A 14385-nucleotide genomic window follows, 5' to 3' on the forward strand; every position below is an offset into this window, starting at 1 on the left:
CGAGGGCCTCCGTCGGTTTGGTGTAGACGTCGCAATCCACACCGAACCCGGAGGCCCTCCCTCATTCCAACATCATCCGACTACGTGTCGGACCGCCCACAACCTCCCAGGGCAGTACAACTAGGTCATCCGTCGCGGCGGAGGAACCGGCCCAGGAACGAGCGCTTCGCCGCCCCCTCCGGCGCCTCGTCCACCCGCGCGGGCGGCGGCGCGGCGGTCGGCAGCGGCTCGGGTTCCGGCAACTCGCCCCCGATCACGGCGGGCGCCACGCTCCAGCCGTCGTCATCGGCGGCAGGCATCCCGATGCCCTGCGGCGGCGTGAGATCCAGGTCGTCGTTGCCCGTGGACACCACACGTACCTCCCCTACGAGCGGGCCGTCGCCGACCACGCTACGCGAGGGAGGCCCGCGATCAGTAGCCCTCGGCGCGCAGCAGCTCCAACGCGTCCCGCAGGTCGGCGGGGTACTCGCTGGTGAACTGGACCCACTGGCCGTCGGCCGGGTGGTGGAAGCCGAGCGTGCGGGCGTGCAGCCACTGCCTGGTGACGCCGAGGCGCTTGGCCAGGACCGGGTCGGCGCCGTAGGTCAGATCGCCCACGCACGGGTGGCGCAGCGCGGAGAAGTGCACCCGGATCTGGTGGGTGCGACCGGTCTCCAGGTGCACGTCCAGCAGGGACGCGGCGCGGAACGCCTCGACCACCTCGTAGTGGGTGATGCTCGGCTTGCCGTCGGCCATCACGGCGAACTTGTAGTCGTGCTTCGGGTGCCGGTCGATGGGGGCGTCGATGGTGCCCCTGGTCGGGTCCGGGTGGCCCTGCACGAGCGCGTGGTAGAGCTTGTCGACGGTGCGTTCCTTGAACGCGTGCTTGAGCGCGGAGTACGCGTGCTCGCTCTTGGCGACGACCATGACGCCGGTGGTGCCGACGTCGAGCCGGTGCACGACGCCCTGCCGCTCGGCCGCACCGGAGGTGGCGATGCGGATGCCCGCGGCGGCCAGGCCGCCCACCACGGTCGGGCCGGTCCACCCCGGGCTGGGGTGCACGGCCACGCCGACCGGCTTGTCGACCACGATCACGTCGTCGTCCTCGTGCAGCACGAGCAGACCCTCCACGGGCACCGCCTGCACCTGGACCGGCCGCTCGGGCTCGGGGAGGGTCACCTCCAGCACCGAGCCGGCCACGAGCCGGTCGGACTTGCCGGCGGGCTGCCCGTCCAGCACCACGTCACCGGACTCGGTGAGCGCGGCGACGACGGTGCGCGACAGGCCCAGCAGCTTGGCCAGGCCCGCGTCGACCCTCATCCCGTCCAGGCCGTCGGGCACGGGCAGGGTGCGGTAGCCGCTCATTCGCCGGCCTTCTTCTCGGAAGTGGACCCCGCCGAAGTGGACCCGGCCGGCTTCTTCTTCTCCACGCGCGTCCCGTCGTAGTCGCGCTGGAGCAGCGCCATCAGGACGATGACACCCCCGCCCACGCAGATGGCCGAGTCGGCCAGGTTGAACACCGGGAAGAACCGGCCCCACGGGTCGAGGACCGAGATGTAGTCCACGACCCCGCCGCGCAGCGGGCCGGGCGCCCGGAAGATCCGGTCGGACAGGTTGCCCGCGGCGCCGCCGAGGACGAGCCCGAGGCCGATCGCCCAGCCGACCGAGCGCAGCCGGCGGGCGATCCACAGGATGAACCCGACCACGCCGCACGCGATCAGCGCGAGGACCACCGTCCAGCCCTCGGCCATGCCGAACGCGGCGCCGGTGTTGCGGATCAGCGGCAGGTAGACCAGGCCGCCGAACAGCTCGACCGGCTCCCGACCCTCCAGCCGGTCGACCGCGATCACCTTGATCACGACGTCGAGCGCCAGCACGACCGGCGCGATGACCGCCAGCAGCGCGACGCGGCGCTTCGGCAGCGGCGCCTCGGGCTGGTCGGCGACGTCGTCCGGCTCGGCGCTGGGATCGGTGCTCACCCGGCCATTGTCCAACACCCCGCTCAGCGCAGGAACGGCGGGAGCGCGCGCCGGTCGTCGCACGGCGCCCAGCGGCCGTCGCGCTGCTCGTAGGACCACCGCGAGCCCTCGGTGACCAGGCCGCGCAGCGCCGCCACGAGCCGGTCGACGTGCTCCTCGGTGGTGCCCAGCCCGAGGGACGCGCGCAGCGCCCGCCGGTCGCCGGTGAGCCGGTGCACGGCGACGTGGGCGCAGAACGCGCCGTCGCGCACGCCGATGCCGTGCTCGGCGGACAGCGCCGCGGCCAGGTGGCCGGCGTCGTGGCCGCCGACGGTGAAGCTCACCACGCCGACCCGGTCCCGGTCCCCGTCGAACAGGGCCGGCTCGTGCATGCCGGGCACCGTCCGCAGGCCCTCGCGCAGCCGGGCCAGCAGGGCGCGCTCGTGCGCGGCCGTCTGCTCCCAGTGCCGCCCGAGGACGTCGCAGGCCACCGCGAGGGCGTGCACGCCGACCACGTTGGGCGTGCCGGCCTCGTGCCGCTCGGGCACCGCCGCCCAGGCCACGCCGAGCCGGTCGCCGTGGTCGGTGACGCGGCTCGTCGCGCCCCCGCCGACCAGGTACGGCTCGGCGGCCTGGAGCCAGTCGCCGCGGCCGACCAGCGCGCCGGAGCCGAACGGCGCGTACAGCTTGTGCCCGGAGAGCACGGCGTAGTCCACGTCGAGGGCGCGCACGTCGACCGGGCGGTGCGGCGCGAGTTGGGCGGCGTCCAGGGCGGTGCGGGCGCCGTGCCGGCGGGCGACCCGGGCCAGCTCGGCGACCGGCCACAGCTCGCCGGTCACGTTGGACGCGCCGGTCACCACGACCAGGCGCGGCCCGACCGGGGCCTCGCGCAGGGCGCGGTCCAGCTCCGCCACGGCCGCGGCGGGCGAGGACGGGGTCCGCAGGCGGCGCACGTGCGGGCCGCGCCAGGGCAGCAGGGCGGCGTGGTGCTCGGTGTCGAACAGCACCACGGCGGTGTGCCGGGGCAGGCTGCGGGCCAGCAGGTTCAGCGCGTCGGTGGCGTTGCGGGTGAACACGACGGCGTCCGTGGACCGGGCGCCGAGGAAGCGGCGGACCGCGGCGCGGGCCTGCTCGTACACGCGGGTGGAGACCTGCGAGGCGAAGCCGGCGCCCCGGTGCACGCTGGCGTACCAGGGCAGCAGCTCGTCCACGGCGTCGCGGACCTGCTCCAGGCACGGGGCGCCGGCGGCGTGGTCGAGGTTGGCGTACTCGACGAGTTCGCCGGTGACCAGCGGCACGCGCAGCGCGGAGCCGACGACGCGGGGCAGGCCTGCGGTGGTGGGCCTGGGGACTGCGACGGTCATGACACCCTCCGGGGAGTCCGGGACTCACCCGTGGAGAGGGAGTCCGCGCTTGCCGGACGCCCTGCGCGCCGGCCAGGTCCTCATCGGGGGCACCCCACCGCGGTAGGAGGGTTGCCGGCCGGCTAGCCCGAGCTTGTCACCGGCACTCATGACCTTCGCCACGACGGTAGCCCGGACGCCGCGCCGCCGTCGAGCCGCGCCCACATCCTGGGAGCCCTCCGCCCCGGCAGGGGAACCCGGCGCTACGGGAGCCCGGCGTCGCCCTTCCAGCGCGCGAACCGGCCGGCCCGGTCGACCGCCCTGATCCGCTGCTCGGTGGCGGTGCGCGCGACCTCCGTGCACACGACCAGCAGCTGGTCGTGCTCCTGGAGGCGGGTGGTCGGCTGCGGGGTGAAGCTGTTCTCGGCCCGCACCACGAGGCTGACCGAGGAGCCCGGCGGCAGCCGCAGCTCGGACAGGTAGACGCCGTGCAGCTTGGAGCCGCGCTGGATGCGGACCTGGAGCAGCTCGGCGCCCAGGGCGTCCAGCGCCGACGAGTCGACCTGCACCTCGCGCGCCTCGCCGGACTTGACCAGCCCCAGCCACTTCGCGAGCCACGGCAGGGTGGTGCCCTGCACCAGGGTCAGCAGCACGACCAGCACGAACACCGCGTCGACCAGCCGCTGGGCGCCCTCGACGCCCTGGATCAGCGGGATCAGCGCGAACACGATGGGCACCGCCCCGCGCAGCCCGGACCAGGAGATGAACACCTGTTCCCGCCACGGCACCCGGAACGGCAGCGCCGCGCACAGCACCGACAGCGGTCTGGCCAGCAGCACGAGCACGGCCCCCGCGACCAGGGCGGGGACCAGGGCGTCGAGCAGCCGACCGGGTGACGCGTACAGGCCGAGCAGCACGAACAGGCCGATCTGGGCGATCCAGCCCAGGCCCTCGGCGAACGACAGGGTGTCCGCGCGGTGCGGCAGGCGGGCGTTGCCGAGGACCAGCGCGGCGATGTAGACGGCGAGGAAGCCGGAGGCGTGCGCGAGGTCGCCCGCCGTGTAGGCGAGCAGGCACACGGCGACCGTGGCGAGCGGGTACAGGCCGGTTGCGGGCAGCGCGGCGCGGCGCAGCCCCACGCCGCCGAGCCAGCCCAGCGCGATGCCGATGAGGGCGCCCGCGACCAGCTCGTAGGCCATCAGCGCGGGCGCGGCCCAGGTCACCGGGTCGGACGCGGCGAGCAGCACGACGGCGATGTAGACCGGCGCGTCGTTGATGCCCGACTCCAGCTCCAGCGCGCCGATGAGCCGCTTGCCCACCCCCACCCCGCGCAGCACGCTGAACACGGCCGCCGCGTCCGTGGACGACAGCACCGCGCCCCACAGCAGGGCCGTGCGCCAGTCCATGTCCAGCAGGAAGTGCAGGGCGAAGCCGGTGACCGCGATGCTGACGCCGACGGACACTGTGGACAGTGCGACGCCCAGGCCCAGCGCGGGCTTCACCGCGCTCCACCGCGTGGTCAGGCCGCCCTCGGTGAGGATGAGCACGAGCGCGGCCGTGCCCAGCGAACGGGTGAGGTCGGCGTCCTCGAACTGGATGCCGACCACCGCCTCGCCCAGCAGCACCCCGATGCCGAGGTAGAGCAGCAGCGACGGCAGGCCGAGCCGGATCGACACCCGCACCGCGACGACCGAGAGCAGGAGGACCGCGGCGGCCACGCCGAGGAAGCCCGTCACACCGCCCACTCGACCTCCTGTAGCCACCCGACGGGGGTCATTCTCCCCGGTGGCGTGGAAATGGACTAATCCGGCAACGGTGAGGACCACCATCCGAACGCCCCTAGCGCGGCCCGCGCGCGTGCGGGCATGTTGGTGTGCGGGTCCGCCGCCCCGGTCACCTCCACTTCCCTGCGGGAGAACACCGTGAAGTTGCGAACGATCTCCACCGCGCTGGTCCTGACCGGCGCGCTCCTCGGTTCCGGGGCGGCCACCGCCGCGCCCGCCGCCGTCCTGGCCGGGCCGGACATCCCGGTCGCCGCCATCCAGGCCGACCTGGCCCAGCTCCAGTCGATCGCCTCGTCGAACGGGGGCAACCGGGCGCACGGCAGGCCCGGCTACCTCGCGTCGGTCAACTGGGTCAAGTCCAAGTTGGACGCGGCCGGCTACACCACCCGGGTGCAGTCGTTCACCAGGAACGGGGCCACCGGCTACAACCTCATCGCCGACTGGCCGGCGGGCGACGCGAACAACGTCGTCATGGTCGGCGGGCACCTCGACAGCGTCGCCGCGGGTCCGGGCATCAACGACAACGGCACCGGTTCGGCGAGCATCCTGGAGGTCGCCCTCGCCGTGCGGTCCAGCGGTTTCCAGCCCGGCAAGCGTTTGCGCTTCGCCTGGTGGGGCGCCGAGGAGCTGGGCCTGGTCGGTTCGACGCACTACGTGAACTCGCTGTCCACAACGGACCGGTCGCGGATCAGGAGCTACCTGAACTTCGACATGACCGGCTCGCCGAACCCCGGCTACTTCGTCTACAGCGCGTCCGGGCAGCCGTCCGGCTCGCTCGCCCTCCAGCAGACGCTCCAGGGGTACTTCGGTTCGATCGGCGTGCCCACCGAGCTGACCAGCGTGGGCGGCCGGTCCGACCACGCGGCGTTCGCCCGCGCGGGCATCCCGGTCGGCGGCACGTTCACCGGCGCGGAGGGGGTCAAGACCTCCGCGCAGGCGCAGAAGTGGGGTGGCACGGCGGGCACCGCGTTCGACCGCTGCTACCACCGCTCGTGCGACACCACGTCGAACGTGAACGCGACCGCGCTGGACCGCAACGCGGACGCCATCGCGCACGCCGTGTGGACGCTGGGCGCGTGACGCCGCGCGGGCCGGGGGCCTGAGCTAGCCCAGCAGCCGTTCCAGCACGTCCCGGGCGTCGGCCGGGGCGGGGTCGACCTGCACGACCTTGTCCCGGCCGCGCGCGCCCGCGACCACCTCGACGTCCTGCTTGCGCACGCCGAACGCCCCGGCCAGGGCCTTGCGCACGGCCTCGTTGGCCTTGCCCTCGACGGCGGGCGCGGCGACCGCGACGACCAGCGCGCCGTCACCCCACCGCCCGCCGACCGCCTCGCGCCGGGCCCCGGGCTTGACCCGGACCGCGAACCGGAACGCCTCAGCCACGACCCGTCACCGCCGCCAGCGCCTCCTCCAGCAGCGCCTGCCGGTCACCGGTCACGTGCGGGGCGGCGACCAGCAGGTGCACCTGGCCGACGTAGACGGAGTAGGCCAGCAGCGCCCTCCTGCGCGCCGTCCCCGGCGCGAACCCGAGTTCGCCGAAGAGGCCGGTCAGGTACTCGACGCGCCGGTCCGTGACGCGCCGCAGCACCGGGGCCACGGCCGGGTCGTCGCGGGCGGCGAGCATGGCCGCCTCGACCGCGGCGTCCCCGACGCGCTCCAGGACCGTGCCGAACAGCAGCCGCAGCCGGTCGAGCGGGTCCGGCACGGCCTCCACCAGCCCGATGACGGCCTCGGTGTGCTCCCGCTCCCAGCGTTCGAGGGTCGCCGCGAGCAGGGCGGCCCGGTTGGGGAAGTGCCAGTAGGCGCTGCCCTTGGTCGCCCCGAGGCGCGCGGCCAGCGGTTCGACCGCGACCGCGGGCACCCCGCCCTCGGCGAGCGCCCGCAGCGCGACCGCGGTCCAGTCGTCGCGGGTCCTCCGTGCCACGGTTCCGTACGCTACCGTACGGGCGCGCACCGTACGGTGCCGTACGGAAGGGGTACCGGTGATCGACAACGTGCACGAGCGCGCCGTCCCGGGCGCGGCGGACCTGGTGGACCGGGTCGTCGAGCTGTGGCCCGCGGACCGCTGGCCGCCGCTGGTGCTCGACCGGCCCCTCGGCGTGGGGGCGACCGGCGGGCACGGGTTCGTGCGGTACGCGTGCACCGGGCACCGACCGCGCGAACGGGTGGAGTTCACCTTCGCGCCGACCCTCGGCCTGGTCGGCGGGCACGTGCTGGAGGTCGTCCCCGGCGGGCTGCGCCACGTGCTGCGGGGCGAGCCGCGCGGGTGGATGCGGCTGTGGTGGCCGCTCGCCGTGCGATGGCTGCACGACGCGCTGGTCGAGGACCTGCTGGACCGGGCCGGACGGATGGCGGGACACCCACCCGCCCGGCCGGCCCGGTGGTCGCCGTGGGTGCGGCTGCTGCGCGCCGGGGCGCGCCGGCTCGCCCGCCCCTGACGACCGCCCTGCCCGACGACCGCCCTGCCCGACCAGCGCCCTCCCGGGGCGACCCGGCCGCGGTTCACCCGGACAGGTGGTCCAGGCGGGTCGGCTTGCCCCGGGCGGCGACCGGGAGGATGGTCGGCGGCGAATTTCCTCCACAACCCGCGGGTCCGTCCGTCTACCGGGTACGGGCACCGATCGGAGGGGAGGGGGGTTCGTGCCGGCAGACCCCGATCACGCGGCCGCCTTCACCGACTTCTACCACCGCGAACGCACCCGCATGTGCCGGTTCGCGGCGGTGCTGTCACCCCACCTGGACCACGAGTCCGCGGTGCAGGACGCGTTCGCCTCCGCGTGGCGGAACTGGCCGGTGATCGCCGTCGCGTCGAGACGTGCTTGGCTGGTGCGGACGATCCGCAACCTGCTGGTGGACCAGGCCCGCCGGCGGGAGCGGCCGAGCGAGCTGTCCGACGAGGTCGTGGCCCGGCAGCGCGGTACGTTCCGCATCCTGGTGCAGCGGCACCGGGACGCCGAGGCGTGGCACGAGTTGACCAGCACGCTGGCCGCCGTCGCGACCCTGCCGGAGCACCTGCGCACCGCGCTGGTGCTCCGGTTCTGGGACTTCGCCGACGACGAGATCGCCGACGTGCTGGGCTGCGGCCGCGACTCGGTGCGCCGGTACGTGTCGGAGGCGCGGGCGAAGGTGAGCGCACGGGTGGGCAACGAGGAACGCCGCGTGCGCGGGAAGGGGACTTCAACTCCATGAGCGACGAACTGGACCCTCGGCTGGACCACCTGCGCGCGGAGCTGGCCGACGCCATCCCCGACGACCCGGAGCCGGACGAGCTGGGCCTGGTCGCGATCATGGCGCAGGAATCGCGGCACGAACGCCAGGCCGCCCTCGTCACCGCCGCCCGGTCCGGCTCCCGCGAGGCGATGGACGCGCTGGTCACCGAGCTGACCCCGCTCGTCTGGCACGTGGCCCGCGGCAACGGCCTCGACCAGGTCACCGCGGAGGACGTCGTGCAGACGGTGTGGTTGAGCCTGCTGCGCCACCTGGACCGCCTGGTCGAGCCGCGCGCCGTCGCCGGCTGGCTGATCGTCGCCACCCGCCGCGAGTCCCAGCGCGCGTGGCGCGAGCGCAACGGCCGCCCAACGCTGTCCACGGACTCGGCCCTGGACATGCCCGACGACCGCTGGCTGCCCGAGCCGGAAGCCCTCCAGAACGACCGCGACCGCCGCCTGTGGCAGGCGTTCGGCACGATGTCGAGGCGCTGCCAGGAGCTGCTCAGGCTCACCGTGCTGGCGGGCCGCGCCGAGTACCGGGCGGTGGCCGAGGCCCTGTCGATGCCGAGGGGCTCCATCGGCCCCACCCGCGGCCGGTGCCTGACCCGGTTGCGCGAACGCCTGGAGAAGGACGACGTCGTGTGACGACGCGTGCGGCACCGGAAGTCGTCCACAGGCCGCCGCGGACGCGCCGGAGCCGTCGGTGCCGGCCGGCAGGATGAAAGCAGGGGTCCCCTGGCGGGGACCCCTGCGGCAGCCTCAGACCCGCGACACCGCGATCCGGGCCTTCCGGCCCTCGCCGACGACGCAGTCGGAGCCCTCCGGCACCTCGCCGTGCACGACCACCTCGGCGAGGGTCTCCTGCTTCACGAACGCCTCGAACGCGCGCACCGCCGCCTCGACGTCCTCCGGCAGGTCCAGCACCAGCGCGATCCGGTCCGACACGTCCAGCCCGGCGTCCTTGCGCGCCTGCTGCACGCCCCGCACCAGGTCGCGTGCGACGCCCTCCGCCGCCAGCTCCGCCGTCACCACCGTGTCCAGCACGACGAGACCCGAGTTGTTCGGCAGCGCCGCCGTGGCGTCCTGGTCCGTGGCGACCAGCCGCTGCTCGTACTCCTCCGGGAACAGCTCGACCCCGGCGGCCACGACGCGGCCGTCGACCTCGGCCCAGTCACCGGCCTTCACGGCCCTGATGACCTTCTGCACGTCCGGCCCGAGCCGAGGCCCGGCCACCCGCGCGTTGACCGCGAGCTGGAAGTGCCCGTGCGCGTCCACGTCGTCGGTCAGCTCGACCGACTTGACGTTCACCTCGTCCCGCAGGACCTCGGCGAACGGCTCCAGCAGCGCCACGTCCGGCGCGGCGATGACCAGCTTCGCCAGCGGCAGCCGCACGCGGAGCTTGTTCGCCTTGCGCAGCGACAGCGCCGTGGACGCCACCTGCCGCACCTTGTCCATCGCCGCGACCAGCACGGCGTCGGCCGGCAGGTCGGACGCGGCCGGCCAGTCGGCCAGGTGCACCGAGCGCCCGCCGGTCAGCCCGCGCCACACCGACTCGGTGGTGAGCGGCAGCAGCGGCGCCGCCACCCGGCAGACCACCTCCAGGACGGTGTGCAGGGTGTCGATCGCGTCCTGCTCGCCCGCCCAGAACCGGTCGCGCGACCGCCGCACGTACCAGTTGGTCAGCACCTCCAGGAACTCCCGGACCGTCGCGCACGCGCCCGAGATGTCGTAGGCGTCCAGCTGTCCCGTCACCGCCGCGACCAGGTCGTGCGTCTTGGCCAGCGCGTACCGGTCCAGCACGTGCGGCGAGTCGGTCCGCCAGGTCCCCTCGCGCCCCTCGGCGTTGGCGTACAGCGCCAGGAAGTACCAGGAGTTCCACAGCGGCAGCACGGCCTGGCGCACCGCGTCCCGGATGCCCCGCTCGGTGACGACCAGGTCGCCGCCGCGCAGGATCGGCGACGCCATGAGGAACCACCTCATCGCGTCGGACCCGTCGCGGTCGAACACCTCGTTCACGTCCGGGTAGTTCTTGCGCGACTTGGACATCTTCTGGCCGTCGTCGCCCAGCACGATGCCGTGCGCCACGCAGTTGCGGAACGCGGGCCGGTCGAACAGCGCCGTGGCCAGCACGTGCATGGTGTAGAACCAGCCGCGCGTCTGGCCGTTGTACTCGACGATGAAGTCGCCCGGGTAGTGGTCCTCGAACCACGCGCGGTTCTCGAACGGGTAGTGCACCTGGGCGAACGACATCGAACCGGACTCGAACCAGCAGTCCAGCACCTCGGGCACCCGGCGCATCACCGAGCGGCCGGTCGGGTCGTCCGGGTTCGGCCTGGTCAGCTCGTCGATCACGGGCCGGTGCAGGTCGGTCGGGCGCACGCCGAAGTCGCGCTCCAGCTCGTCCAGCGAGCCGTACACGTCGACCCTCGGGTACGCCGGGTCGTCCGACACCCACACCGGGATCGGGGAGCCCCAGAACCGGTTGCGGCTGATGTTCCAGTCGCGGGCGTTCTCCAGCCACTTGCCGAACTGGCCGTCCTTGATGTGCTCCGGCACCCAGTTGATCTGCTGGTTCAGCTCGACCATGCGGTCCTTGAACTTCGACACGGCGACGAACCACGACGACACCGCGCGCTGGATCAGCGCGTTGTCGCACCGCCAGCAGTGCGGGTACGGGTGGTCGTAGGTCTCGTGGCGCAGCAGCAGGCCCGCGTCCTTCAGGTCGCGGATGATCGGCTTGTTCGCCTCGAACACCTGGAGGCCCTCGTACGGCGGCACCTCGGCGGTGAACCGGCCGTGCGCGTCCACCGGCACGACGACCTCGATGCCGGCCGCGTCCGTGACGGCCTTGTCCTCCTCGCCGAAGGCGGGGGCGATGTGCACGACGCCCGTGCCGTCCTCGGTGGTGACGTAGTCGGCGGGCAGCACCTGGTGCGCGTTCTCCCGCCCGGCGAAGAAGCCGAACGGCGGCGCGTACTTCCGGCCCACGAGGTCGGCGCCCTTGCACCGGGCCACGACCGGCGGCTCCTCGCCCAGCTCGCGGGCGTACGCGGGCACGCGGGCCTCGGCGAGCAGGTAGCGCTCGCCGTTCGCCTCGACCGTCACGTAGTCCACGTCCGGGTGCACGGCCGCCGCGAGGTTCGACGGCAGCGTCCACGGCGTCGTCGTCCAGACCAGGGCCAGCTCGCCGGTCTCCAGGCGCAGGCCGACGGTCACCGCCGGGTCCTGCCGGTCCCGGTAGGTGTCGTCCATCTTCGTCTCGGTGTTGGACAGCGGCGTCTCGCAGCGCCAGCAGTACCAGAGCACCCGGAAGCCCTCGTAGACCAGGCCCTTGTCCCACAGGGTCCGGAAGGCCCACATGACGCTTTCCATGTAGTCCAGGTCGAGGGTCTTGTAGTCGTCGTCGAAGTCCACCCAGCGGGCCTGCCGGGTCACGTAGTCGCGCCACTGGCCGGTGTACCGGAGCACCGACGTGCGGCAGGCCTCGTTGAACTTCTCGATGCCGAACGCCTCGATCTCGCTCTTGGACGAGAACCCGAGCTGCTTCTCCGCCTCGACCTCCGCGGGCAGGCCGTGCGTGTCCCAGCCGAACCGGCGCTCGACGTGCTCGCCCCGCATGGTCCGGTAGCGCGGGACGACGTCCTTGACGTAGCCGGTCAGCAGGTGACCGTAGTGCGGCAGGCCGTTGGCGAAGGGCGGGCCGTCGTAGAAGACGAACTCGTTGGACCCGTTGTCCCCCGCCGGGCGCGCGTCGATCGACGCCTGGAACGTCGCGTCGGACTTCCAGAAGTCGAGGACGCCCTCTTCCAGGGCGGGGAAGGACGGCTGGGAGGGAACGGAGCCCTCGCCTGCCTTCGGGTAGGCCATCGTGCTGCTCCTCGCGTGCGTACATCCGGCTCACGGGGACGACGCGCCGACGGACGGCGCACCGCGGTACCACCCCGCTTGCCAGGGCGCGAAGGCTCTGGCCTCTCTTGGTCGAACGGCTGTGACGGGCCGCACCCGTCCGGTTCTACTGAGGCCCTCGCGGGCCCGTTCTTCCGGAGGCTCCCCGGTGATGGCCGGATCGGCGCCTTGCTACCACCAAGGGTAGCCGAGCGGGCAAACCGCTTTGAGTAGTTCCCCCCATGGCGGCGGGACGGACCACACCGACAACCTGGTGGAGCAGCTATCGCCGTTCACGAGGGGGAACACCGTGGGAAGAACCACCGCACTGCTGCTGGCGGTCGTCGCGCTGCCGGCCCTGGCCCTGCCGGCCGCGGCCGGCGAGGAGCGGGTGGCGACGTTCGAGGTCCGCTCCGAGGCGGGATCGTTCCCGGTCGGCGAGCGGGACGTGCACTGGTCCACCCCGGAGGACGACGTCCGGGTCTGGGAGCTGGACGGCGTGCTCAAGTTCGACGTGGACTCGGTCCCGAACGCGGACCTCGTCCGGGTCGAGCTGGCTGCGGCGGGCGGCGCACCGCTGGAGGTCGGCACGTACACCGACGTCACCTGGCGCCTCGACCCGGCGAAGCCGACCCTGCGGGTGATCGCCGGGGGGTTCGTGTGCGGCCCGGTGTCCGGGCACTTCACGATCCACCGGATCGAGCGCGACCCGGGGACGGGGCGGCTCACCGACGTGGACGTGGAGGTCGAGCAGCGCTGCGGCACCGCCGACGCGCCCGCGTTCCGGGGACGCGCCACGCTGGGCAGCTGAGTCGCCGGTCGGCTAGGACGCCTCGGACTCGGCGGGTTCCCCGGAGCCCGTCGAGTCCGCCGAGCGCTCGGCCCCGGCGAGCGAGGAGTCCGGCCGGCACACCGCGCACGGCGTGAACCCGAGCCGGCGGGCCTCGTCGACCGGCAGCCCCAGCGAGGTCCGCTCCCCCAGCCACGAGCAGTCGGCCAGGTGGTAGCGGGGTCGTTCGTCGAGCACCCGGACCTCGTCGGTCAGGTCGGCAACGACCAGGGCGTCGGCGGCGTCCACGTCCTCCTCGGCGGGCTCGGCGTCGGAGCGCTCGACCTGCCCGGACGACGCCCGCGGGCCGTCCGCCCCCTCGGTTCCGCCCCGTCGACCGCCACCGCTAACCTGATGATCAACACCGGTGGCGCCGGCAGCCCGGGGTCCCGACCGGCGGCGGAGCCACCAGTCGAGCACCAGGACCACGGCCGCGGCCCCGCTCGCGCCCACCGACGACCACGCCCAGGACGTCTGGGTCGTGGTCAGGGCGGGCACGAGCAACCCCAGGGCTACCAGCACCAACAGCAGGACTACGTACAGCACGTCGAGCAGACTAGATCAGCGACGCCGATCAGCCGGCCTCGGCGCGCGCCCCGAACGAGTAACCACCGGGCTGGCGGCTGTCGGACGGTGCGGCCGGGCCCCGGTCCTGGAGGTCGCGCAGCGACGACTCCAGCATGGTCTTGAGCCGGGTCCGGTACTCGCGCTCGAAGGTCTGGAGCTTGTCGATCTGCTTCTCGAGCGTGTTCTTCTCCTGGGTGATGTTGCCCATCACCTCGGCGTGCTTGCGCTGCGCGTCGCGGTCGAGCGCACCGGCCTTCTCACGGGCCTGCCGCTCCAGCGTCTCGGCACGGGTCCGCGCGTCGTTGAGCATGGTCTCGGCACGCGTGCGCGCCTCGTTGACCATCGTGTCGGCCTTGGCACGGGCCTCGCTCAGCAGCTGCTCGGACTTCGTCCGGGCCTCCGACAGCATCCCGTCGGCCTCGGCCTTGGCCTCACCGGTGAGCCGGTCGGCCATCTCCTGGGCCAGTCCGAGCACCTTGGCGGCCTGGACGTGGTGGTCCCCACCACCACCGGGCGACGTCTGCTCCAACGCCGAGGGGGGCGGCACGGGCGCGAGCCTGCGGGGCTCGTCCACGACGCGGCTGGGGCCGACGCCTGCCGCGACCTTGGCTCGGGCGTCCTCGAGGTCGGCACGCGCGGTCTCGACCTGCTGGTCGAGCTGCTCGACCTGCTGGCGCAGGTCGTTGTTCTCCTCGATCAGGCGGGCGAGCTCGCCCTCAACCAGGTCGAGGAACGCGTCCACCTCGTCCTCGTTGTAGCCCCGCTTGCCAATCGGCGGCTTGCTGAACGCGACGTTGTGCACGTCCGCGGGGGTCAACGGCATCAGATCAC

The 14385-nt window shown here is 73.5% G+C and carries 15 protein-coding genes and 1 riboswitch; of the genes, 5 read left to right on the top strand and 10 right to left on the bottom strand.

The features are described 5' to 3' along the window. Positions 1–125 precede the first annotated feature (125 nt). The 5 genes from CKY47_RS34910 to CKY47_RS34930 all read right to left on the bottom strand — a co-directional run bounded on the left by CKY47_RS34910 (position 126) and on the right by CKY47_RS34930 (position 5025). Entirely contained in the window at positions 126–350 is a 225-nt protein-coding gene (locus CKY47_RS34910; RefSeq protein ID WP_306750650.1) for a hypothetical protein, read from the bottom strand. Between the two features lie 61 nt (positions 351–411). Then, positions 412–1344 carry an RluA family pseudouridine synthase gene (locus tag CKY47_RS34915; protein WP_306750651.1) on the bottom strand — a complete coding sequence of 311 codons (933 nt, stop codon included), beginning with the start codon at positions 1342–1344 and terminating at the stop codon, positions 412–414. Then, the gene (gene lspA / locus CKY47_RS34920; protein ID WP_306750652.1) at positions 1341–1958 is read right to left on the bottom strand and encodes a signal peptidase II; all 618 of its coding nucleotides are present in this window, start codon (positions 1956–1958) and stop codon (positions 1341–1343) included. The genes CKY47_RS34915 and lspA overlap by 4 nt, the downstream gene beginning before the upstream one ends. A gap of 23 nt (positions 1959–1981) precedes the next feature. Further along, positions 1982–3301: an aminotransferase class V-fold PLP-dependent enzyme gene (locus CKY47_RS34925; RefSeq protein WP_306750653.1), complete on the bottom strand. Its 1320-nt coding sequence runs from the start codon at positions 3299–3301 to the stop codon at positions 1982–1984. A 40-nt stretch (positions 3302–3341) separates the two neighbouring features. Further along, positions 3342–3455, bottom strand: a riboswitch (SAM riboswitch). Between the two features lie 88 nt (positions 3456–3543). After that, the gene (locus CKY47_RS34930; protein ID WP_306750654.1) at positions 3544–5025 is read right to left on the bottom strand and encodes a potassium/proton antiporter; all 1482 of its coding nucleotides are present in this window, start codon (positions 5023–5025) and stop codon (positions 3544–3546) included. Between the two features lie 177 nt (positions 5026–5202). On the opposite strand from CKY47_RS34930, the gene CKY47_RS34935 reads away from it, so the two are divergent. Continuing rightward, complete coding sequence (locus CKY47_RS34935) at positions 5203–6144, top strand: M28 family metallopeptidase (protein WP_306750655.1); 942 nt, start codon at positions 5203–5205, stop codon at positions 6142–6144. A 24-nt stretch (positions 6145–6168) separates the two neighbouring features. Here the strand turns inward: CKY47_RS34935 and CKY47_RS34940 are convergent, their stop codons facing one another. Beyond that, positions 6169–6447 carry a DUF167 domain-containing protein gene (locus CKY47_RS34940; protein ID WP_306750656.1) on the bottom strand — a complete coding sequence of 93 codons (279 nt, stop codon included), beginning with the start codon at positions 6445–6447 and terminating at the stop codon, positions 6169–6171. Beyond that, positions 6440–6988, bottom strand: coding sequence for a TetR/AcrR family transcriptional regulator (locus tag CKY47_RS34945; protein WP_306750657.1), 549 nt, complete (start codon positions 6986–6988; stop codon positions 6440–6442). The genes CKY47_RS34940 and CKY47_RS34945 overlap by 8 nt, the downstream gene beginning before the upstream one ends. 58 nt (positions 6989–7046) lie before the next feature. On the opposite strand from CKY47_RS34945, the gene CKY47_RS34950 reads away from it, so the two are divergent. The 3 genes from CKY47_RS34950 to CKY47_RS34960 all read left to right on the top strand — a co-directional run bounded on the left by CKY47_RS34950 (position 7047) and on the right by CKY47_RS34960 (position 8918). Next, positions 7047–7502 (top strand): SRPBCC family protein, encoded by a 456-nt coding sequence (locus tag CKY47_RS34950; protein ID WP_306750659.1) that lies wholly within the window; start codon positions 7047–7049, stop codon positions 7500–7502. Between the two features lie 202 nt (positions 7503–7704). Further along, positions 7705–8253, top strand: coding sequence for an RNA polymerase sigma factor (locus tag CKY47_RS34955; protein ID WP_306750660.1), 549 nt, complete (start codon positions 7705–7707; stop codon positions 8251–8253). Positions 8254–8351: 98 nt separating this feature from the next. After that, positions 8352–8918, top strand: coding sequence for an RNA polymerase sigma factor (locus CKY47_RS34960; RefSeq protein ID WP_306750710.1), 567 nt, complete (start codon positions 8352–8354; stop codon positions 8916–8918). A 114-nt stretch (positions 8919–9032) separates the two neighbouring features. On the opposite strand, the gene ileS is transcribed toward CKY47_RS34960, so the two are convergent. Then, entirely contained in the window at positions 9033–12140 is a 3108-nt protein-coding gene (ileS, locus tag CKY47_RS34965) for an isoleucine--tRNA ligase (RefSeq protein ID WP_306750661.1), read from the bottom strand. Positions 12141–12468: 328 nt separating this feature from the next. On the opposite strand from ileS, the gene CKY47_RS34970 reads away from it, so the two are divergent. Next, positions 12469–12969: a hypothetical protein gene (locus tag CKY47_RS34970; protein ID WP_306750662.1), complete on the top strand. Its 501-nt coding sequence runs from the start codon at positions 12469–12471 to the stop codon at positions 12967–12969. A 12-nt stretch (positions 12970–12981) separates the two neighbouring features. Here CKY47_RS34970 and CKY47_RS34975 read toward each other — a convergent pair whose 3' ends face one another. Further along, a complete protein-coding gene (locus CKY47_RS34975; RefSeq protein WP_306750663.1) occupies positions 12982–13533 on the bottom strand; it encodes a hypothetical protein in 552 nt (183 codons plus the stop codon). 28 nt (positions 13534–13561) lie between these two features. Next, entirely contained in the window at positions 13562–14377 is an 816-nt protein-coding gene (gene wag31 / locus CKY47_RS34980; RefSeq protein ID WP_306750664.1) for a DivIVA-like cell division protein Wag31, read from the bottom strand. Positions 14378–14385: the final 8 nt, after the last annotated feature.

Origin of the sequence: Saccharothrix longispora (assembly GCF_030852425.1) — a bacterium.
GTDB lineage: Bacteria > Actinomycetota > Actinomycetes > Mycobacteriales > Pseudonocardiaceae > Actinosynnema > Actinosynnema longispora.